This is a genomic window from Leptolyngbya sp. FACHB-1624, from assembly GCF_047649235.1.
GTDB classification, from domain to species: Bacteria; Cyanobacteriota; Cyanobacteriia; order Leptolyngbyales; family Leptolyngbyaceae; genus Leptolyngbya; species Leptolyngbya boryana.
The window spans coordinates 2,814,920-2,835,288 of sequence record NZ_CP180258.1; the positions used below are offsets into that span (position 1 = coordinate 2,814,920).

The following is a 20,369-nucleotide window of genomic DNA, read 5'->3' on the forward strand; positions in this document are numbered from 1 at the left end:
TCATCTCTGTTTAAGCTGCACCTTGCCAATTATTCTGGAGATACTTACTCTTTCTGAATCTTGAGTCATGCCAGCCCGGTTGCAGATTAAAGCTGAAGATTGCTCTCCGTTGGGGCAGTTTATTCTCCGATATCTGGAAGAAAATCAAATCAGTATGAATCGCTTGGCAGAGCTATCCGGTGTGCCTCAACCTCGTTTGAGGGGTGCTTGCTTTAAAGGGACTTGTCCGACCCCTGAAACGTTGAGAAAGCTTGCAAGAGTGATTGGCAAGAACCATTTAGAGCTTTACACGTTGGCTTACGAAGGGCGAATCGAACAGCTTCCCGAAACGGCTGAGGAAGATTCGCTCGATCGCTTAATTCGGGAGCTATTTGACACGGCTCGTGAACTAGAGTTGACTGCACCAAAGGTGTTGCCCTCTAAAGCGAAGATCCGAAAAGCGTTACTAGAGCTAGGCTTTTTAGAAGAGAACGCTGATCGAGCTTGAGCGTTTTTGCCAATAGAAAAACCTGAAGGCAAGAGAATCTAAAATCTCTTACTTTCAGGTTTTCAACGATCGACTTAATTCGGAACTGATCGATCAAACTTTCAGCACTTATCGACGATAAGGAACTGACTTCTCAATATCAATGTTGAGTGCAGAGATCAGTTGCGGCGGATTAACTCTTGGGCTGATACTGCGTGCCATATCCAAGAACGCTGCTGGGCTGCCTGCTTTGGCTTGCTTGTCTTGAGGCACAAAACTGCGAACCGTAGACTGCCACATGATTTGCGGGAAGCCAAGCTTGCCACGATAGTAATCATCGTAGCGGGGTGATTTGATGTTGAACGGAAGTTCTCCAGCAGTTTGGCTCGGCAAGATGCGACGGCGTTGGTAGGGAACCGTGTCGTATCCGAACGCTTCTAGATACTCTGCACTGTTGAGCAGATCATCGATAAACCCAACAATTCCTCGGGTTGCAACCACGATCGACCATGAGATTTTTTCACGTTCGCCATAGACATCACGTCCTAGCACCCGTTGAACGGTCTGTTCCACAAAGCGATAGTTGCTGTTGAGATCGTAGAAGCTACGCTTGTAGGTATCAGAAAGTACGAGTCCGCGAATGAAGTCGCGCACGGTGATTTGTCCACTGCGAAGTTGCGATTCTAAGAAACGCTCTCTGTCTGCTGCAAACGCATGGAAAAAGATTTGACGATATGCCACTTCGATCAGCGTGTCCATATCGGATGGGGACAGCAAGTTTTCAGTGGAGTAAATCCGGGGCTGCTCATCACTTCCCACTTCATATCCAGCGACCCGTTGGTTTTGTGAAATCGGGGAATATTCTAAAAGAGGAATTGCCACGCCTAATAATCTCCCTTAATTCTTACGAATTCTTACGTGAGTTATTCATAATCATAAGGGTGAAGGCGAGCCATTATTCGATTTAGTCTGATAACGTTTACATATCTTAATCAGAGTTGGTGTAACGCAATTTTAGACACGATCTCGGCTGAATTTGAGAGATTTGCGACACATTTGATCATTTTACTCAACAGATATCAACTCTTGTTTAACTAACTTTATATTCTACGGAGTGTCGTTTGACGGGATCAAAAAGCCTTTTCACAATGAAAGCGATCGCGTCACTGGAGCTAGCCTGATGAGCCGACCGAAGTATCTGCAAGTGTTCGCTGGTTTGATGGCATTTTTGATATGGCTGATTACGCCCCAACCTGCGTTATCTTGCTCGATCTCGTTTCATCAAGGCGTTGAAGCATTACAGACTGGGCAGTTTGAAGATGCAGTCCGTGCCTTTAGCATTGCTATTGATGCTGATCAAAATCAATCGTTAGCATATGCGAATCGCTGTCTTGCTCAGCTTGAATTAGCCCATTATTCAGAGGCGATCGCGGATTGTACAGCTTCGTTGAATCAGCAGCCTAATCAATCCGAAGTTCTGCTCAATCGTGGACTGGCTTACTATCGCATGGGCAATTATCAAGCTGCGATCGCGGATAATAGCACTCTGTTACGCACTCATGCTGATGTTCGCGCTTACTTTAATCGCGGATTGGCAAAAGTCGCAATGCAACAGTACTGGCAGGCTTTAATTGATTACGATCGAGCACTCGCTCAACAGCCAGAAGATCAATCCACGATCGCTGAAATTTATACCGATCGCGGTTTAGCTTATTTTGCATTGCAGCAGATGCCAAAGGCAATCTCAGATTTTAGTCAAGCGATTGATTTGAACACACAGGATGAGCGAGCTTACTACAATCGCGGCTGTCTGTATCGCTGGCAAGGGAATTTTGTAGCGGCGATCGCCGATTTTACAACTGCGATCGCACTTCAACCGGATCATGCAAGCGCATATTTAGAGCGAGGAATTGCTCACGCTCAGAAGGGTCGAGCAGCAAGCGCACTTTCAGACTTGAAGAATGCAGCTTCTCTGTTTGAGCAACACGGACATACGATCGCCTATCAGCAGACTGTCGCTCTCATTCAGCAGTTACAATTGACAAGGCAAACTGCGATGGGTTGAGGGTTTTCAGTGAAGCGAATGGTTTTTTGTGATTTCGATGGCACGATTACAGTCGAAGAAACATTTGTGGCAATGTTGAAACGATTTGCACCTGAAGCTGCGGCTCAAGTGCTGCCTGAAATCTACTCAAAGCGAGTCACGCTTCGGCAGGGTGTGCGGCAGATGGTGGAAGCGATTCCTTCTTCGAGTTACTCGGATATTATTGAGTTCACGCGCCCAAAAGCGATTCGACCTGGTTTTGTTGAGTTACTAGATTTCCTAGAGCAAGAATCGATTCCATTTATCGTGATTTCGGGTGGATTTCGAGGCATGGTGGAGGCTGTACTCGAACCGTTTCTCGATCGCATTGTGGCAATTCATGCAATGGATATTGATACGACAGATGATTACTTGCAATTGAATTCGCCTTATGAGAGTGGCACTGAAATTGTTGCAAAAGCTGAGATTATGGCAACTTATGGGGCAGATGAGACAATTGCGATCGGAGATTCGGTGACAGATTGGAATCTCGCAATGGCAGCTTCTCTCGTGTTTGCACGTCCACCGCTGACTCAATATTTAGAAGAGCAGAAAAAGCCTTATCTAGCTTGGGAAGATTTCTTTGAGGTGCGCACTCAGCTTAAAAGCTATCTAAAATAGGCAACCCATTCCCTTATTGAACCCTGTTTTTTGATAGAGTGAGCGAGTTCAATCCGAGCGATCGCGCTTTTCTCTATGCTCCCTCAATCGTCGCATCCAGATTTACCGCTCACTGCTCTTGCACCGATGCAGGATGTGACGAATCTCTGGTTTATGAAAGTTATCGCTCAGTACGGTAGCCCGGATTATTTCTTCACTGAGTATTTTCGGGTGAATGATACATCGAGACTCGATCGCACCATTCTCGAAGCGATTACTGAGAATGATACAGGTCGCCCAGTTTTTGCGCAGATGATTGGGGAAAGCATTCCAGATTTAGTCAGAACTGCAAAAGAACTGTGTCGCTATGAATGTGCTGGAATCGATTTGAATATGGGCTGTCCAGCACCCAGAATCTACAAAAAGAATGTGGGTGGCGGATTGCTGCGAGAACCTGAAAAAGTCGATCAAATTTTAGGCGCACTCCGACAAACCGTGACCGATCGACCGTTTACCGTCAAGATGAGAGTTGGGTTTGACAATACAGATAATTTCTACAAAATTTTAGACTTGATCAATCGCCACAACGTTGATCTACTCAGCTTGCATGGTCGAACTGTTAAAGATATGTATCACGGGACTGTGAAATACGATTTGATTGCTGAAGCAGTTCGATGGGTGAATTGTCCTGTGCTAGCAAATGGCAATGTTCATTCGGCGAAATCGGCGATCGACGTTCTGGCTAAAACAGGTGCAGCAGGCGTAATGGTTGGGCGTTGGGCGATTGGAAATCCTTGGATTTTTGAGCAAATTCGACAAGGGTTACAAGGTGAGAAGATTACTCCTGTCCCTTTAGCTGAAGTGCGTCAGTATATCGATCGATTATGGAAAACTCCAACAGCAGCAAATGTTCCAGAGCGTGCAAGACTTGGCTATCTCAAGATGTTTTTGAACTATGTTGCGCTGAGTATTGATGCTGAAGGGAATTTTTTGAAGTCGATGCGCCAGACTCAAACTGAGACGGAATTGTTTCATTTATGCGATCGCGTTTTACTAACCGATCAGACAAAAACTTTCGCATTAACGCCTTATGCAGGAGTCTAATTCAACTGACTGCGAAATCGATTTGTACTAATCAACAGAAACGCGATCGCAAATACAAACAGCACGATCGCCTCTGGATACAGCACATCTAATCCATTGCCTTTTAGTAAAACGCCTCGCGCGATTTTAATGTAATGTCGCAGTGGATTCGCAAGCGACAGGATTTGAAAAAACTTCGGCATACTTTCTACAGGCGCGATCGCTCCTGAAAGCTGAATCAACGGAAGATTGATAAAAAACGAAGTCAAAATTGCTTGCTGCTGCGATCGCGAAATCGTTGCTAGTAAAAAGCCTATTCCAATTCCAACACAAGCATACAGCCCAGAAAAAAATAGAAACAACAACAAATTCCCGCGAAACGGTACATGAAAGATAAAGTAAGCTACCGAAAGTGCCAACATCACTTCACCTAATAGTAAAAAGAACAAGGGTACAACTTTCGCTAAGATAATCTCCCAATCTGCCGCAGGAGTCATAAGTAGCTGCTCTAAAGTCCCCGTATCTTTCTCTCGCACGACCGCTGATGTTGAGACTAAAGAGCTACCCAGATTAAGCACCAGCCCAATCACACCTGGAACGATAAACCAGCTTGAAACTAATCCCGGATTGTAGAGGATTGCAGCTTCGGTTTGAATTGGAGGAACCGTATCAGGAGAAAATTGCCGCCCAAATTGTCGAATAATCTGAGACGCATAGCCACTAGCAATCCCTGCTGTATTCGCATCGACTGCATCAATGAGAACTTGCACTTCCGCAGGTCGATCGCCTTTGAGCGATCGATTAAAATCGCTTGGAATGACTAATCCCGCTGTAATCTCGCCTTTTTGAACTTGCTGACCTAATGTGCGCTCATCGATCGGACTCGATTTAACGTCAAAGACCCGATTGACCGTCATTGTTGCCGTCAATTCTCGACTCAGCGTCGTGTTCGCATAGTCTACGACTCCAAGCTTCAGATGCTGCACATTCGGACTCAGAGCAAATCCGAAAATCAAAAGCTGTACTGTTGGCGGAAAGACAAGCAAAAAGATCAATTGTTTGTTGCGGAGAATCTGCCGAATTTCCTTGAGTGCTAGGACAAAAAATCGACTGGCTAGGAAATGACGAAGGATAGGCATGGGTTGATCTCCAATAAATTGGAATGGGGGAGTGGGGGAATAGGAGCATTCTTTTGTTCTTCAACTGCAAGCTATCCGGGTAGCTGCATTCGACCTAGGATTCGACGAGCGATATTGAACAATACAAACGCGATCGCAGCTAAACAAACCGGAGCCGCCCACACTCCAGTCCATCCTGCTCCTCTCACAAACGCATCCCGTGATAGTTCGATAAAGTATCGAGCTGGAACGACACTCGAAACTAGCGATAACGGAAATGGAATGTTGCTGAGTGGATAGATAAAGCCGGATAACAACAGCGCAAGTAAAAATCCAGCCGTTGCGACCGCTTGCACAGCAACAGATCGATTTCCAGTTCTCACTCCAATTAACAATCCAAACATCACGCTTGCTAGCAGAAACAATGCTCCTCCAAACAGAAACGGACTCGGATCGCCGACAAACCTCAACTGCCAAATCGCTGCTCCAATTCCTATCACCACGATCGCTTGTCCGATCGCAATTAAAAAATAAGCCAAACATTTTCCTAAAAGTAATTCAGCCGCACTAATATTAGAGGCGTAAGTTTGTAGAATCGTCCCTTGCTCTTTCTCTCTCGCCATTGCTAGCGCTGCAAGTAAACTCGGATAAACTGCCAAAATCACCCCAAACACTCCAGGAACAATATACAGAGATTCTTGCCGCCCAGGATTAAACCACAATCGAATTTTTGCGACTAATTTAGGAGACGATCGTAGTAAACCTTCATCCTGAATAAACGCATTTGTGAAGGCTTGAAGACTATTCTTGATCACCCGCGCATTGTTCACATCAGTTCCATCAATCAGCACTTGCACATTTGTCGATCGACCTGCCTCCACATCTGCACTAAACTTAGGCGGAATGATCACAGCAGCTTGAGCAATCCCGCGTTCGATGCCATCTCGTAATGGATCAAGCCCGCTCCATTGCACCGGAACAAATTGATTCGTCACATACAGCCTTTCTGTATAAGTTTGACTGAGATGAGTGCGATCGAAGTCCTGCACAATCAACGCAATATTCTTTGCCTCCAATCGAATTGCAAATCCAAAAATGAATAAGGTCATCAATGGCAAAATAAACGCCAGTGCTAGAGTTAAGCGATCGCGTCTAAATTGAGCCAGTTCTTTCTGAGCTTGAGTGAGAATACGTTTCATAGCTTTGCCTGAGCGCGCTGGACAACCCCGATAAAGGCATCTTCGAGGGAGTAGGGAATGGGAAGTAGGGAAATAGGAGATAAATTTGCAGCGATGAGCCGCGATCGCAGTTCTTCAATCTCTTCGGGATGATCAATCACCACATGTAAGCGATCGGCAAAAATTGAAACACGCCAACTTTCCATCTGTTGCTTGAGTAAGTTGGAAGCAATTTGAGCGTGAGGAACAACGACTTCGATCAGTTGTCCAGGTTGCGCTGCTTTAATCTGACTCGGTGAGCCTTCTAGTACCGTTTCGCCTGCCACCATAAAGCTCATTCGATTGCATTGTTCTGCTTCTTCCAGATAGTGAGTAGTAACCAAGATCGCAGCACCATTTCGGGCAAAATCATTAATCAATCGCCAGAATTGCCGTCTTGCGAGCGGATCAACACCAGATGTCGGCTCATCCAAGAATAAAATATCAGGCTCATGCATCACAGATGCGCCAAAAGCAACCCGTTGCTTCCATCCCCCCGGCAATTGTCCCGTGACCATATCTTCCTGTCCTTCGAGTCCGCAGGTTGCAAGTACCCAGTCGATCTTCTCGCGTCTGTGTTGACGCGGCACGCCATACACACCACTGTAAAACTCTAGATTTTGAACGATCGACAAATCATCATATAGCGTAAATTTCTGGCTCATATAGCCAATGCGCTTTCTCAAATCGCGACTGCGAAGATTTCCCCGTTCTCCACCAAGGGCAATCTCACCTGAGCTAGACGGCAGCAATCCACACAGCATTTTGATCGTGGTGGTTTTTCCAGCTCCATTCGCACCAAGTAATCCGAAAATCTCACCGTAGCGAACTTCAATATTCGCATTCCTAACTGCTTGGAATGTGCCGAAGACTCGATTGAGATTATGCGCATAGATTGCAATCTCTTCTGGAGATTTTCGACCCGATCGAGCACGCGGAAATTCTAAAATCTTCGGAGCTAAACCTTGCTGCCGCAGTTGAGTGACGAAAACATTTTCTAACGTGGGTTCTGTAATCTGGAGTGAGGAGAGTTCTAGCTGTCGATCGCGAAATTGCTCTCGAATGGCTTGCTCTCCCACTTTTTCATCGACGACTAACACATCTAAGCGATCGCCAAAAGTTTGCACATCTGCAATCTCGCTATGATTGCTCAACATCTGTTCGGCGACTGCAAGCTGCGGGGTATGCACTTCCAGTCGATGCAAGCCTAAACTTTGTCTCAATTCAGCCGGAGTGCCAATGTGCTGAATCATTCCGTCATACATCAATGCAACTCGATTGCAGCGTTCTGCTTCATCTAAATAAGGTGTTGCTACGATGATCGTCACTCCTTCGGCTGCTAAAGTAGCAAGCACATCCCAGAATTCACGACGTGATACGGGATCGACACCCGTTGTCGGTTCATCGAGCAAAAGCACTTGAGGCTGAGAAATTAAAGCAGAACAGAGTGCGAGTTTTTGCTTCATTCCGCCTGAGAGTTGTCCAGCTAAGCGATCGCTAAATTGATCTAAGCTCATCAATCGCAGATACTTCTCTCGCCGCTGTTGAAAAAGATGATCTGGAACTTCTCGCAATCCAGCCATGTAGCGCAGATTTTCATCAATGCTGAGATCCAAGTACAACGAAAACTGCTGAGTGAGATAGCCGATCTGCAATCTTGCCTCTCTCGGCAATCGTCCCAACACTTGAACATTGCCAGCCGTTGCTTCCATCACCCCTCCCAGAACATGAAAGGTCGTCGTTTTCCCGGCTCCATCCGGCCCAATCAAACCAAACAGTTCACCTGAAGCAACACTAAAATCAATCCCGCGAACTGCCGTCACGCGACCATATTGTTTCTGCAAGTGCTGCACTTGAACAATCGGATCAGCAACGCGCTGAGAAAGAGGAGCAGATACGATCGCAGTCATAGCTCTACTCCTTGAGTAAAATTTCCCCGTCCGCAGGCATTCCAGGCTTGGCAAATCCGGCTGGATCGTCGATCGCAATTTTTACTCCAAAAACTTGTTTAACTCGATCGTCTCGAAAGTAGATATTTTCTGGCGTAAACGAAGCTTTCGGATCGATCGCAGCGACTCTCGCACTGAGCGGCTCTTTCGGAGCAGAATCTAAAAATACTTGAGCGCGCTGACCTACACGAATTTTGCCAATACTACTTCCAGGGATATATCCTCGTAAGTAAACTGTGTTCAAATCAACCACCGTTAACAATGTCTTGCCCGTTGCCACCACTGCTCCAGGTTCAACAGGTCGAGCCGTAACCACACCACGAATCGGACTTTTCACAACGAAAGAATCTAAGCGTTTCTGAATCTGTTGCTGATTGGCTAACGCATTTTTCACTTTTGCCTGTGCGGCAGCGAGTTTTGCTTGAGCTTGCTGTCGTTGCTGTTGTAATCCAGCCAGTTGTGCCCCGCGAATCTCCGGATTCAATTCGGTCGTTTCAGTCTGGGTTAATCCACCCTGCGCCGCATTCAACTGATCTCGCGCTGCATTCACCGCTTCTTCTCGCGCTTGTAAAGTGGCGATCGCCGTTTCTACTCCTGCCTGAGCCGTCTCAAAATTCATCTGAGCTTGATCAAACTGCTGCCGATTCACAGCGCCTTGAGTCACTAACCGCGCATAGCGATCGCGATCGGATGCTGCTAGCTTGGCTCGCGATCGTGCTTCTTTCACTTGAGCTTCTGCCTGCTTTACTTGAGCTTCTGACTGTGCTAACTGTGCCTTTGCTGCCGAGACATTAGAAGTCGCTTGATCAATTCGTCCCCGCGAATCCCCTTGCGATTGTTGCACATTCAACTGTGCTTCTTGAATCCGACTCTCTGCGACTGTAATCTCTAATCGCGCCTGCTGTTCTTCTTGCCGTGCTGCTGCGACCTGTGCTTCTGCTGCCCGCAATTGCTCATTCACTTCCTCATCGATCAATTGCGCGACAACTTGATCTTTCTGCACCTCATCTCCTTCGCGAAAATTGATTGCACTAATTCGCCCGGCTGTTTTCGCACCGATATCGGTCTCATCGGCTTCGATGCGTCCGCTAAGCGGTAAGGTCGTGGCTTCTGGCTTTGGCAAGAAGTGCCAAGTAGCAAATCCAATTCCGACGATCGCGAAAACCGCAGGAATGATCAAGACTCGCTTCGATTTCTGAGATGGCTTCTGAGACGGCGCATCTGGAACGTGATCTGCAGGCTGTGGAAGAGTGTGAGCCATATTGTGAAGTCTGGTTGCAGAATACAAATCATACTAGACCGTCTAGTATGATTAAACAATGTTTTCTTTGGAAAAGTTCACCAAATGCCGAAACTTTCCCCGGATCGTCAAGTGGTTAAACGAGAGCAAATTCTCAAAGGTGCAATGACCGCCTTTCTCACATCCGGCTATGCTGGAACGAGTATGGATCGTGTTGCAGCAGAGGCAGGGGTTTCTAAACAAACAATTTATAGTTACTTCCAAGACAAAGAGGGATTGTTTCGCTCACTGATCGAGCAAGCGACGATTATTCGCTTTACCACTCTATTTGAGCTAGATCATCAAAAGGTTGAGCCTGAACAATTACTCCGACGATTGGCAGAAATTTTCTTCAATGATGTGGTCGATCGCGGCAACTATATTCCGCTCCTGAGAATTGTGATTGGCGAATCAGAGCGATTTCCAGAATTAGCACGACTCTATACACAAGCAGTTGTGCAGCGTGGAAAATCAATGCTGTGTGAATATTTGCGATCGCGCAAAGAACTCAAGTTGCATGACCCAGAAGCGATCGCTCAGATCTTCTTCGGCTCAATGGTCTCTTGGGTGATCTTGCAAAAAATGCTTTACGGAGAAGAATTGATGCAACTCTCCCGCGATCGAGTCGTAGATCAATTAGTTCATTTGATTTTAAGCAACTCTGATGAGCGCAAGATTGAATCTACGCCGATAGAAAAGCATTGATGATGAAAAACCTTGAGTTCACCGTGAAATCTTAAGCTTGGCGATATCGATCGAGTAATTCTCTCAAATAGTCAAATCCATCGACTCCAATTTCTGCGATCAAACTCGATCGCTGACTTTGCAAAATCTGCTCGAAGCGATCGCCTAATTGTCCTTGCAAAATCGTGAGCAATCCAGCCGAGGTGCGCCAATCGGTTGAACCCATCTGTTCAAGTTTGTACATCGCCATTGCCGAAGCCACAATTGCTTTTTCTGCATCTTGACGCTGATAAAATACCTCACCCACATACGCTAAACAGAGTGCATGTAAATAGCGATCTCCTGACTCTCCTGCCGCATAGCTGCCTTGTTCGAGGTACTTCAAAGCTTGTTCAGCGTCATTCAACGTCACGTAAGCACTGCCTAAGCTAATCGCACATAAAGCTTGGCTCTGCAAATCTCCGAGTTTTTCAGACAGCGCTAAGCCTTGTTCTAAATAGCCGATCGCTAATTCATAAGCATCCGGATCAGATTCGAGTAATTGAGCTTGAAAGACCTCAGCATAGCCCAAGTTAGCCAGCGCATTTGCTTCCCCCATACGATCGCCCGATTGCCGACTGAGAATTAAAGCTCTTTGACTGGTACTAATTGCTTCTGCATAGTTCTTCTCGATGATACTAATGCGGCTTAAATGATTGAAATTCGCAATCTCACAACGCCTGTCACCCGCGTCTTGAGCAATCTCCTTTGCCTGTGTATGTAGCTCTTTTGCAACCTCTAATGCGCCAATGATGCGCTGTGTCGATCCAATCAGCGTCAGAATTCGCGCCTTTTCCTGGGTTCCTTTCACTCGCTTCAAAGGCTCACTCAGATAGTTCATTGCCTCGCGGAAGTAAGTTCCAGTAAAAGACGTATAAATCGTTCCATATAAGGGGAAGTATTTCCGTTGGGCAAAAACTCGGAGAATCTGCAACGTGACTCGAAACGAGGCTTCTGAAAAACGTTCGCGATTGATCGAATTCAAACCCGTCGATCGAGAAAATCCTCCTGCTAGCTCCGACCAAATCAACGCAAATGTGAGAAAAATCGAAACCGACATTGACGTTCCTGCTTTGGAACTATAGCTTTGATTTTCCGCCCAACTGACTAATCCTCGTTGTAACGTTTGCACAACGATCAGAAATTCAATCCAATCTGATAATGCAACTTCAGTCTGCGATTCTGCCCATTCTCCTGCGGATTGTTCTTGATCAAGAGCCGCAAAAAACGACTTTGGCAAATCCCCGATCGCTTGCCCTGCCCACAATTCCCAGGGTCTGACTCCTCTCGATGTTCCTCCAAATCCTAATTGCTCCGGGTTATAAATCCAGCTAATTAAATGAGGCTGCAAAACCTCCCAAGATTTGAATCCTCGCAGAATTCCATCACTAAGTTGCGAGAGTTCTTGCTGAGTTTCTGCATCAGAAATCGGTTGCTGCTTGAGAGTCAGCGCAACTTGCTTGAGTTGATCAGAATTGAGGCTTTCAGGATGATTTGGATCGCTTAACGTCAGAAAAATCAGAATGCGATCGCGTTTATCTGCCTGATTGAGTTGCCGCACAGAAGTTGCGATCGCACTTCTATTTTGATTATCCGATTGCCAGCGTTTCCATTCTCCTTCAATCGTCTGCAATGCCCGCATCGCTCGCATCGCTTTCGCCTGTTTTAACTCATCACTTTTATCATTCGCTGTGGTTTGAGTCTGCACCATGCGATCGCGAAATTTGGCATCAAACACTTCACCGCTATCCGGTTCAATCTCTTGCACCAGCATTTGATAAACCTGTTCTTTGGATCGAATATTCCCCTTCAGCGTTTGCTGAATAATTTGTTCAATCAAATTAGAATAGCGATCGCCCAGTGCAGAATCAGACATAACGAATCAGAATAAATGGAGCTTTCCCTATTCTAAAAGTTTCCGCCAAAGTCTTTTATTTCTGATCAAAGTTCTGATCAAAACTAAGTGCGTAGGGCTTGAGAATCGGGCATTCTTCGGTATGATGAAAAATAATTCGATCGCATTTTGGTGCGTCGCTGTTCCTGGTCATGAGGAGTCGAGCAATGGAATTTTTAACAGGTTTGTTTGGACGATTCGATAAAAAACTTGGTATTTGTGGAGCAGCGCTCATCGGAATTTGTGCAATTCAAGCGCCTGCTTCTGCGCAAGCCGCATATGGTAGCTATGTCGGTGTGGGACCAGCATTTGGATTGTCGAGCGGAGATGGAGATGGAAGTCGCGTTTCAGCGGTTGTGGCTGGACGCTACAAGTTTCTCAGAGCACCCATATCATTGCGCGCCCAAGCGTTTATTGGCAGTGGAACCGCGATCGTACCCACCGTTTCTTACGATTACCCACTGAATTGGCAGACTGATATTTATATCGGAGCAGGGGCTTCGATTCCGCTCGGCGGAGATACGGTGTTGGGAAATCGCACCAGTTTTGCGATTCAGCCAGGGATTGATTATGCATTACCCAACAGCAATGTTGTCGTATTTGGCAATGCGGTGATTGCGTTTGATGGCTATAAGAATGGGGGCACAGCCGCAACCCTGCAAGGTGGAGTCGGTCTGCGATTCTAAAACTCAAGGTTCGACTTTGCTCACTCTGCTTTGGCTCTGTTGCCATAAGTGAAGCGAAGTCGAACCGTATCGCGTGTCTTAGACGATCGTTGTATCTGTAGCGTAACCTGCGATCGCTTTTCCTGCATCTCTCGACACCACCACGACACAAGGACGAGGTGGCGCATCCGCTTTTTTACTCGGAAAATTAGATCCAAGCGGCACTTGACGGATTTGGGTAAAATCTTTCCCATCCGGTGTTTTCATCGCAAATTGCCGAGCCTCAGATTTCATCCCCTGGCGAATCCCTTTAAATTCGCCAGGATGCTGAACTGCTAAAAAGAGAGATTGGCGATCGCGACTCATAAATGGTCCTGTAAGTTCTGCCTCCATCGGAGCCATCGCAAACAAATACGCTTCGCCAGCATTCTCGCCCGAAGTTGGAACAAACCACAGACTATTATTGCCAAACAATCCGCGCAAATTCGACTGGCTGATTGGAACTCCGTTTTTACCAACCCGTTTTGGCACTGCTTTATTGAGCTTGTCAGACGACATATCCGTCACAATCCAAACATGCCCATCAGGGTCAATCATTAAGTTATCCGGATTCGAGAAGCCCGCACCACCTGCGGTTGGTTCACCTCCGAGGGCTAGCATTTTCCACTGAAATGTCATTGCAGCCGGATCATTACCTTCCTCAGTTAAGTGCATCACAAATCCATGCTCATAAGGCACTTCGCCATTCAACCCTTTGAAAATGCGCTGATCAGGACCACCATCGCGACTATCGGGTGAGCCAGAAGTAAACGCAATGTAGAGTGAACCATCGGGTGCAATTTCTGTATCTTCAGGGCGGGCTGTGCAGGTTGCACCACAAGCATTCGCAGCATAGTGAGCATCAATCAAAATCGCACCTTGTTTTTCGGTTGGATTGCCTTCATAGAGATCGCCCAAGGTTTTGAATTTTTGTTTGTATTTCACAATCTCTGCTTGCTTGCGAAATGGCGAGAAGCCGCCTGCCGGACGATTGGGGAGATTGATCATTCCACCCACGATCGTACTTGGATCGTCAGGATTCACAGGGGTATCTGCTTTGAGCGCAATCCATTCTCCTGTGCCATTCTCATTGAACTTTGCAGCATAAAGCATTCCGTCAGCTAGTAACCGAGAATTTGCTTTATCTTTCGGATCATTAATCTGCTCACGGCTGACAAATTTATAAATATGTCCACCTCGTCGATCGCAGCCTGAATAAAATGCTAGCGGCTTACCAGCTTCCGCTCTGACTCCAACTGCTTCATGTCGATAACGCCCTAACCAAGTGTGCTTTGTGCCGAAATCTTTGGGATTCGCAGGATCTACTTCAACAATCCAGCCGTACTTATTACCTGCTAGCCCAAAGACGTTTCCCTGCCCAGACACTTCTTCATCGTCGATTCTGAACGTCACGCGATCGGGCGGAAAAGAAGTGCCATCTGCATACACCGGATCAGGAACTTGGGTTTGAATATTCTCTTCTGCGCTGAGGACAGTTCCCCAAGGCGTTGTCCCTCCTGCACAGTTTGCAAACGTTCCAATTATACGATCGCCTAATTTGTCCAAATATCCTTTACCCGATTTCTTCTCAAAGACGGCTTTTGCGGCTCCCGTACATTTGAGATAGCGTCCATCTTCTAAACCAGAAATTCCGGTAATTCGTCGATCGTTGGGCGAAAAAGTTCGTTCCCACTTGCCTTCTGCATTTTTGCGAATCGAAATCACACCCATCCCTTGATCAATCAAGGCTTCTTTGCAGATGGTTGCGATCTGAGTCTTGAGCGGATTCTTCTCAACCAAGGCAAACGCATTCAATCCGCGATCGCCGTTCTTTTTCAATTCTGTCTGAGCCGCTTCGACAGACAGCTTTTTACCCAGGACTTTCGAGTAGCTCTGCAACCAAGGAATTGCACTAATATATTCAAAATTAATGGTGAGATAGCCTTCATTTGCAGCCGTTTCAACAAATGAAAGATAGTCATTGTTATACCCAAACCGTGAGTCTCCAATCTTATCGCCCCAGGCTCCAATCACATCATAGGTAAAGCCTTCAGGTAAGACCAGATCGTCTTGAATTTCGTACTGAGCCAATGCCGAAATGCTCTGATCTGAGGCAATTGCATCTGTCAAAAGCGGCATTGGACCTTGAACCGATTTGAAGCTGATAGTTGCCGAGCCAGAAGACTGAAAAGGGATTGAAAACTTCTGATGATTCTTTGCAAGACTCGCGATCGCAGCAGTTCCCGCCGCTGCACTCAGAAAAAGCAACAAATTCCGGCGTTTCATCAGGTAGAACTCCAATCATGACTCGCATCAGGAGGAATCTACCAGATTGAGGTTAAGGCAGAGTAAAACTCAGGTTGTCGATCGCACCGAAAATGTTCTCTGAATTAATAGGGGAATGGGGGATATAGCATTTCTCTAAAGAGTGCTATATCCCCCCTCCCATTCCTAACGGCGGGGCTTCGGAGTCAGAATATTAATCACCGCTCCTACTGCAGCTCCATTCGCAGTATTCCGCACTGCATGACGGCGATTTGTCACGGAGCCAACTGCTGCACCCGTTCCTGCACCCACAGCAGCATCTCTGAGAAAGTCAGGACGCTGACCTTTCTTCGTGGTTAAATCTCGCGATTGATTGACCGCTGCTCCGGCTGCAGCTCCGTTGATAATATTCGGAACGACCTTATGTCGCGTGATTGCGCTAGATGCAGCTCCAACTCCTGCCCCAATTCCAATGTCCCGCCAGATGTTTTGATCGGCGGCAGCAGGTTTGATCGGCAGCAGAGTTGCACTGACTAAACTCGCAGCAAGAACTCCAGGAGTAATCGCCCGCTTGAATGTCAAAGTCATCGCTAAACCTCCATATCTCAACAAATTAAGCAAGTCATTCGCTCACTTAATTTCTCAGTCTAGGCAGCAAACAGTGCGATCACCTACCTCTCTAGCTAGAGATCAAAAGCATCTGTTTTCGTGTGTAATAACGGCAAAATGCTCTGTTTAGCCTATGCCAAGATTCACACATCTATCTAATTCCGTAATCCTTAGCGCGATCGCAGTTCTGATCCTCCTCCCTGCCATTTGGCATGGAGTGTTCGATGCAATGGACTTACAATTTCATTTACGCTGGACAGAGCAATTTTCTGAACAGTTTTGGAATGGCGATCGCTATCCCAGATGGCTCCAGAATATGAATGCAGGGTTAGGCAGTCCCGCATTTTTCTTTTACGCCCCTGCTCCGTTTTACTTTACTAGCTTATTTTCTAATTTTTTCTCAGCAGAAGCGAGACAGTGGGGACAATTGAGCAGTTCGATTGTGCTTGCTATGATTGCGTCTGGATTCACGGTCTATCTGTGGTTGCAGCAAATTACAAATCGCAGAACTGCCTTAATCGGTTCGTTACTGTATATGGCACTGCCTTATCATTTGGGCGTAAATCTCTATTGGCGGTTTGCTTTTGCAGAATACTGGGCACTCGTTTGGTTACCTTTGATTCTTTACTTTACTCATAAACTTATTCATCAATCCAAATCTGCGATCGCAGGTCTTTCAGTGAGTTATGCGCTACTCATCATGACGCACTTGCCGACGCTCGTGATGTTTGCTCCCGTGTCGATCGCGTATGTTTTGATCAATCAAGTCAAAGCATTCTGGAAAGTTGCGATCTCTTTAACGCTTGCAATTGCTCTTTCTGCAATTTACTTACTTCCAGCCCTGATGACGCAAGATGCAATCTCAATGAATGCAATTCGAGAGGGAGGCTATCTCTACAGTAATAATTTCCTCTTTTCTCGAAAGTTCTTGCCTTATCACAATCCCTATTTTTGGATGTACTTAGAAGGAATAGCAGTCGGCATGATTGCGATCGCGACTTGTGCCTTTACCGTGACAGCAAAGCAACGAGAAAGCCGATTTTGGTTCGGAGTCTCGATTGTCTCCTTTTTGATGACGACTCCGATTAGCCAGCCGATTTGGGCAATTTTACCTGCACTTCAGCGAATCCAATTCCCCTGGCGATTCAATGCCGTTCTACTTGTATCAGTGACAGCATTAATTGCGATCGCACTCGCCAAAGCCAAGATTTTCCAAAGCCTCCGACCTCTGCACCTGCGAAAAGTCAGTATGACGATAGGAGTTCTATTAACAACGGGGTTGCTGCTCACGAACATAGGTGCAATGAAGCTTCGACTCAAGCCAATTGATGATCCTCAAGTTATTCGAGCCATTCAAATCCACAAAGAAACCGCACTTGAATACCGCCCAAAATGGGTTGCGCCAGAATTTTTTACCAATGAAGCGATCGCGAATCTAGCAAAACTGCCTCAGAACGAGAGCACGATTCGTCAATGGAAACCGCGAGAGCTTGTATTTCAATCCAAGACTCAAACCGAATCTTGGATCACTTTGAGACAGTTCTACTATCCTGGCTGGTTCGCCTACACAGACTCAAAAAAGCTCGATGTTCAACCTGCTGAACGCACCGGATTACTCCAAGTCAAAGTTCCAGCAGGTCTGCATCAAGTTCAAGTCAAACTGGGGCAAAGTTCCTCAGAACTTGCAGGTCGATTGATCAGTGCGATCGCGCTTTTGATTTGGGGCGCGCTGATTTGCACACTTGCTAAATCTAGAGCGATCGCATTCTCACTGCTCGGTATGCTCGGTCTCTGCGCCGTCTTCCTCTACTTCTCGATTTGGTAGCCAAACAGATTCGGATCAACCTCACCCAATTCCAAATCGGCAAGCCCATATTCCGCCCAACGTCGATCGACCATTGCAGCGACATCCGGATCAGACTTCAGCGGGTCTGCCCAGGGTCGATCTGTTTCTGGGAAAATCTTCGTCGTCGCATCAATTCCCATCCGACTGCCCAAACCTGGTTTCTCCGTCGCAAAGTCCAATGAATCAAATGGATTCTCAGGCAAGATAAACACATCCCGCGCCGGATCGACTTTAGACGTAATCGCCCAGACTACGGCTCTCGGATCGCGAATGTTGATGTCCTTATCGACCACAATCACAAACTTAGTGTAAGTAAACTGCGGCAACGCACTCCAAAATGCCAAGGCTGCACGTCTCGCTTGACCTGGATAAGCTTTATCGATCGATAAAACCGCTGCTTTATAGCTCAACGCTTCCATCGGCAAGAAGAAATCAATGATCTCTGGGACTTGCTGACGCAGAATCGGCGTATAGATGCGGTTCAACGCGATCGCCATCATGGCATCTTCTTTCGGGGGGCGACCGCTAAAGGTTGTCAAGTAAATTGGATCTTTGCGATGCGTCACACAGTTGAATCTGAGCAAGGGCGCTTTCTCATTCACCCCGCCGTAATAGCCCATATGATCACCCGCAGGCCCATCCACGCCCGTGTCTCCGGGTGTAATCGTTCCTTCAAACACAAATTCCGAATCGGCTGGCACTTCTAAATCAACGGTTTTGCATTTTGCTAAATGCACGCCCGTACCGCCATAAATTCCGGCAAACAGCCATTCTGAAAGATCGACAGGTAAAGGAGTTGCTGCCGCCAAAATAATCAAAGGATCAACACCAAGCGCGATCGCAACTTCTAATTTCTCACCGCGTTCTGCTGCTTTTCTTAAATGTCGAGTCGCGCCACGCACCGAAAGCCATTGCACCGTCATCGTATTCTGCGATTGCACCTGTAAGCGATAAACTCCAACATTCGGAATTTTCGTTTCAGGATCTTTCGTAATCATCAATCCCAGCGTGACAACTTTACCTGCATCACCCGGATACACGCGCAAAAACGGCATTTGATTAAAATCAAACTCACCTTCTTTCAGCACAATTTGCTGACAAGGAGGGAAAAAGTCCCGCGCAGGTTTGGCTTGAACGACATCATATAGAACTTTTCCAAGTTCGATCGCTTGAGAAAATTTCTTCGGCGGACGTGGCTGATACAACAGCGCTAACTTTTTCCCCAACGTTTCTAACTCAAGCGGCGACTCCATATTCATCGCCCAGCAAACCCGCTCGACAGTTCCCATCAAATTGACAGCAACCGGATAGTTTGACCCTTTCACATTCTCAAACAGCAATCCCGGTCCGCCGTGTTGCAACATCCGATTTGCAATCTCAGCGATTTCTAGATTCGGATCAACCAGCGTCTTAATTCGACGCAATTGTCCGCGCTCTTCGATCTGTTTGATAAATCCTCGCAAGTCTCTCGGCATAGTTTCGACATCGTGAAAAAGCTCCTTCTATTATGAAGGGTTATGAAGAACGGGGGAGAAATGAGACTGTACTCCTTCGTACCGCAATGCGTGACGATCGCTGATTTCTTGACTACTGATTTCTCGATCTCCTCACCCTGATTCCTCGATTTCCTCGTACAAACTTCTAGCTGACTTCGGGGCACTTTATAGAAACGATAGAAGTCTTCTCCTGCCCCTTTTCACCCATGTCTACCCAAAGAGTTCCACTCGAAGTCCTCCAAAAAATTCGACAACATTTGAGATCTGCTTTGGTTGTACCCGAATCTGAGAATCATCCCAATCTCTACAACAACATGGATGAACCTCCAAAACCCGATTCCTTAGAGGAGTTAGGCAGCTTATTTCACTTCGGCAGTTCACTCGATGAAACGCTGCAAATGCCGAATAATCAAGGGCGATGGTTTATTAGCGCCACAAACCCTGGTGCTGTCCTCGTGACACTTCCAAGCATCAAACTCAAGCCCGATTTTCGTTTAGTGACTTATCTCTTTCGTCTAGGGGAAGACGGGACAGGCGTAACTTGGGCACTACCTGAGTCCTGTAGTACCACTTCTCATCTGGAAAAAGCATTACTCACAGCCAGCGGACGCGACAATCCTCCTCAACCTGAAGGCGCATTGGCAGATCTCATGGAAGCGATCGACGGCGATCATTCCCCACGATCGTTTGTCATTGCCTCACTCTTACGCCGCGAACTGCGAGAACTGGGGAAAATGGGAAAGGTTGCAGATTGGGTTCATCATCGTTTGATCGATGCGCTCCCAGATTCTGCAAATTGGCAGTGGCGAACTGAACCCCCGAAAGATTTTTCACCCAAAGTCCGAGTTTCAGAAGGTCGAGCTGCGATTGAGTTTTTTACGTGTCGCGTCACTGCCCCGATCGTCATTTTCCAACACGTCGATCAATATGTCGTAGGACAATATCAAGCGAAACATCTCGATCGACCCCTCGCCATCAACCGGACTCCAGCCCTGAACGGCAAAAAACCGATTTAACCTGAAGTAGAAGAAATCACA

The 20,369-nt window shown here is 46.7% G+C and carries 17 protein-coding genes; 8 read left to right on the forward strand and 9 right to left on the reverse strand.

Annotation, left to right across the window (positions count from 1 at the left end; translation table 11 throughout):
- Positions 1-67 precede the first annotated feature (67 nt).
- Complete coding sequence (locus ACMUEV_RS13085; RefSeq protein ID WP_017288650.1) at positions 68-487, forward strand: helix-turn-helix domain-containing protein; 420 nt, start codon at positions 68-70, stop codon at positions 485-487.
- Between the two features lie 108 nt (positions 488-595).
- On the opposite strand, the gene ACMUEV_RS13090 is transcribed toward ACMUEV_RS13085, so the two are convergent.
- A complete protein-coding gene (locus ACMUEV_RS13090) occupies positions 596-1,348 on the reverse strand; it encodes a phycobilisome rod-core linker polypeptide (RefSeq protein WP_017288649.1) in 753 nt (250 codons plus the stop codon).
- A gap of 298 nt (positions 1,349-1,646) precedes the next feature.
- On the opposite strand from ACMUEV_RS13090, the gene ACMUEV_RS13095 reads away from it, so the two are divergent.
- The 3 genes from ACMUEV_RS13095 to ACMUEV_RS13105 all read left to right on the forward strand — a co-directional run bounded on the left by ACMUEV_RS13095 (position 1,647) and on the right by ACMUEV_RS13105 (position 4,253).
- Entirely contained in the window at positions 1,647-2,531 is an 885-nt protein-coding gene (locus ACMUEV_RS13095; protein WP_190651937.1) for a tetratricopeptide repeat protein, read from the forward strand.
- Between the two features lie 18 nt (positions 2,532-2,549).
- Positions 2,550-3,170 (forward strand): HAD-IB family phosphatase, encoded by a 621-nt coding sequence (locus ACMUEV_RS13100; RefSeq protein ID WP_199329552.1) that lies wholly within the window; start codon positions 2,550-2,552, stop codon positions 3,168-3,170.
- A 75-nt stretch (positions 3,171-3,245) separates the two neighbouring features.
- A complete protein-coding gene (locus tag ACMUEV_RS13105; RefSeq protein WP_190651935.1) occupies positions 3,246-4,253 on the forward strand; it encodes a tRNA-dihydrouridine synthase family protein in 1,008 nt (335 codons plus the stop codon).
- Here the strand turns inward: ACMUEV_RS13105 and ACMUEV_RS13110 are convergent.
- From ACMUEV_RS13110 to ACMUEV_RS13125, 4 genes are all read right to left on the reverse strand, one after another.
- Positions 4,250-5,371, reverse strand: a complete 1,122-nt coding sequence (locus tag ACMUEV_RS13110; RefSeq protein ID WP_190651934.1) for an ABC transporter permease — start codon at positions 5,369-5,371, stop codon at positions 4,250-4,252. The two genes, ACMUEV_RS13105 and ACMUEV_RS13110, sit on opposite strands and share 4 nt — an antisense overlap.
- A 71-nt stretch (positions 5,372-5,442) precedes the next feature.
- Positions 5,443-6,549: an ABC transporter permease gene (locus tag ACMUEV_RS13115; protein ID WP_190651933.1), complete on the reverse strand. Its 1,107-nt coding sequence runs from the start codon at positions 6,547-6,549 to the stop codon at positions 5,443-5,445.
- The gene (locus tag ACMUEV_RS13120; RefSeq protein WP_190651932.1) at positions 6,546-8,477 is read right to left on the reverse strand and encodes an ATP-binding cassette domain-containing protein; all 1,932 of its coding nucleotides are present in this window, start codon (positions 8,475-8,477) and stop codon (positions 6,546-6,548) included. Before ACMUEV_RS13120 ends, ACMUEV_RS13115 begins: the two co-directional genes overlap by 4 nt.
- Before the next feature lie 4 nt (positions 8,478-8,481).
- Positions 8,482-9,777, reverse strand: a complete 1,296-nt coding sequence (locus ACMUEV_RS13125) for an HlyD family secretion protein (protein ID WP_017288642.1) — start codon at positions 9,775-9,777, stop codon at positions 8,482-8,484.
- A gap of 84 nt (positions 9,778-9,861) precedes the next feature.
- Between ACMUEV_RS13125 and ACMUEV_RS13130 the strand changes: the two genes are divergently transcribed.
- Complete coding sequence (locus tag ACMUEV_RS13130; protein WP_190651931.1) at positions 9,862-10,500, forward strand: TetR/AcrR family transcriptional regulator; 639 nt, start codon at positions 9,862-9,864, stop codon at positions 10,498-10,500.
- Between the two features lie 31 nt (positions 10,501-10,531).
- Here ACMUEV_RS13130 and ACMUEV_RS13135 read toward each other — a convergent pair whose 3' ends face one another.
- Positions 10,532-12,394: a tetratricopeptide repeat protein gene (locus tag ACMUEV_RS13135; protein ID WP_190651930.1), complete on the reverse strand. Its 1,863-nt coding sequence runs from the start codon at positions 12,392-12,394 to the stop codon at positions 10,532-10,534.
- Between the two features lie 185 nt (positions 12,395-12,579).
- On the opposite strand from ACMUEV_RS13135, the gene ACMUEV_RS13140 reads away from it, so the two are divergent.
- Positions 12,580-13,098, forward strand: coding sequence for a hypothetical protein (locus ACMUEV_RS13140; RefSeq protein ID WP_017288639.1), 519 nt, complete (start codon positions 12,580-12,582; stop codon positions 13,096-13,098).
- A gap of 78 nt (positions 13,099-13,176) precedes the next feature.
- Here ACMUEV_RS13140 and ACMUEV_RS13145 read toward each other — a convergent pair whose 3' ends face one another.
- Positions 13,177-15,402, reverse strand: a complete 2,226-nt coding sequence (locus ACMUEV_RS13145) for a PhoX family protein (protein ID WP_190651929.1) — start codon at positions 15,400-15,402, stop codon at positions 13,177-13,179.
- A 165-nt stretch (positions 15,403-15,567) separates the two neighbouring features.
- The gene (locus ACMUEV_RS13150) at positions 15,568-15,969 is read right to left on the reverse strand and encodes a YMGG-like glycine zipper-containing protein (protein WP_017288637.1); all 402 of its coding nucleotides are present in this window, start codon (positions 15,967-15,969) and stop codon (positions 15,568-15,570) included.
- Positions 15,970-16,123: 154 nt separating this feature from the next.
- On the opposite strand from ACMUEV_RS13150, the gene ACMUEV_RS13155 reads away from it, so the two are divergent.
- Positions 16,124-17,815: a 6-pyruvoyl-tetrahydropterin synthase-related protein gene (locus tag ACMUEV_RS13155; RefSeq protein ID WP_190651928.1), complete on the forward strand. Its 1,692-nt coding sequence runs from the start codon at positions 16,124-16,126 to the stop codon at positions 17,813-17,815.
- On the opposite strand, the gene ACMUEV_RS13160 is transcribed toward ACMUEV_RS13155, so the two are convergent.
- Positions 17,797-19,311, reverse strand: a complete 1,515-nt coding sequence (locus tag ACMUEV_RS13160; RefSeq protein ID WP_190651927.1) for a UbiD family decarboxylase — start codon at positions 19,309-19,311, stop codon at positions 17,797-17,799. The genes ACMUEV_RS13155 and ACMUEV_RS13160 overlap by 19 nt on opposite strands.
- A 227-nt stretch (positions 19,312-19,538) precedes the next feature.
- On the opposite strand from ACMUEV_RS13160, the gene ACMUEV_RS13165 reads away from it, so the two are divergent.
- Positions 19,539-20,348, forward strand: a complete 810-nt coding sequence (locus ACMUEV_RS13165) for a hypothetical protein (RefSeq protein ID WP_190651926.1) — start codon at positions 19,539-19,541, stop codon at positions 20,346-20,348.
- The last annotated feature ends 21 nt before the right edge of the window (positions 20,349-20,369 follow it).

Excerpts from the sequence above, each read along its gene's own strand:
- ACMUEV_RS13085 (WP_017288650.1), top strand. The coding sequence starts at position 68 with ATGCCAGCCCGGTTGCAGATTAAAGCTGAAGATTGCTCTCCGTTGGGG.
- ACMUEV_RS13095 (WP_190651937.1), top strand. The coding sequence starts at position 1,647 with ATGAGCCGACCGAAGTATCTGCAAGTGTTCGCTGGTTTGATGGCATTT.
- ACMUEV_RS13100 (WP_199329552.1), top strand. The coding sequence starts at position 2,550 with ATGGTTTTTTGTGATTTCGATGGCACGATTACAGTCGAAGAAACATTT.
- ACMUEV_RS13105 (WP_190651935.1), top strand. The coding sequence starts at position 3,246 with ATGCTCCCTCAATCGTCGCATCCAGATTTACCGCTCACTGCTCTTGCA.
- ACMUEV_RS13110 (WP_190651934.1), bottom strand. The coding sequence starts at position 5,371 with ATGCCTATCCTTCGTCATTTCCTAGCCAGTCGATTTTTTGTCCTAGCA.
- ACMUEV_RS13115 (WP_190651933.1), bottom strand. The coding sequence starts at position 6,549 with ATGAAACGTATTCTCACTCAAGCTCAGAAAGAACTGGCTCAATTTAGA.
- ACMUEV_RS13120 (WP_190651932.1), bottom strand. The coding sequence starts at position 8,477 with ATGACTGCGATCGTATCTGCTCCTCTTTCTCAGCGCGTTGCTGATCCG.
- ACMUEV_RS13125 (WP_017288642.1), bottom strand. The coding sequence starts at position 9,777 with ATGGCTCACACTCTTCCACAGCCTGCAGATCACGTTCCAGATGCGCCG.
- ACMUEV_RS13130 (WP_190651931.1), top strand. The coding sequence starts at position 9,862 with ATGCCGAAACTTTCCCCGGATCGTCAAGTGGTTAAACGAGAGCAAATT.
- ACMUEV_RS13135 (WP_190651930.1), bottom strand. The coding sequence starts at position 12,394 with ATGTCTGATTCTGCACTGGGCGATCGCTATTCTAATTTGATTGAACAA.
- ACMUEV_RS13140 (WP_017288639.1), top strand. The coding sequence starts at position 12,580 with ATGGAATTTTTAACAGGTTTGTTTGGACGATTCGATAAAAAACTTGGT.
- ACMUEV_RS13145 (WP_190651929.1), bottom strand. The coding sequence starts at position 15,402 with ATGAAACGCCGGAATTTGTTGCTTTTTCTGAGTGCAGCGGCGGGAACT.
- ACMUEV_RS13150 (WP_017288637.1), bottom strand. The coding sequence starts at position 15,969 with ATGACTTTGACATTCAAGCGGGCGATTACTCCTGGAGTTCTTGCTGCG.
- ACMUEV_RS13155 (WP_190651928.1), top strand. The coding sequence starts at position 16,124 with ATGCCAAGATTCACACATCTATCTAATTCCGTAATCCTTAGCGCGATC.
- ACMUEV_RS13160 (WP_190651927.1), bottom strand. The coding sequence starts at position 19,311 with ATGCCGAGAGACTTGCGAGGATTTATCAAACAGATCGAAGAGCGCGGA.
- ACMUEV_RS13165 (WP_190651926.1), top strand. The coding sequence starts at position 19,539 with ATGTCTACCCAAAGAGTTCCACTCGAAGTCCTCCAAAAAATTCGACAA.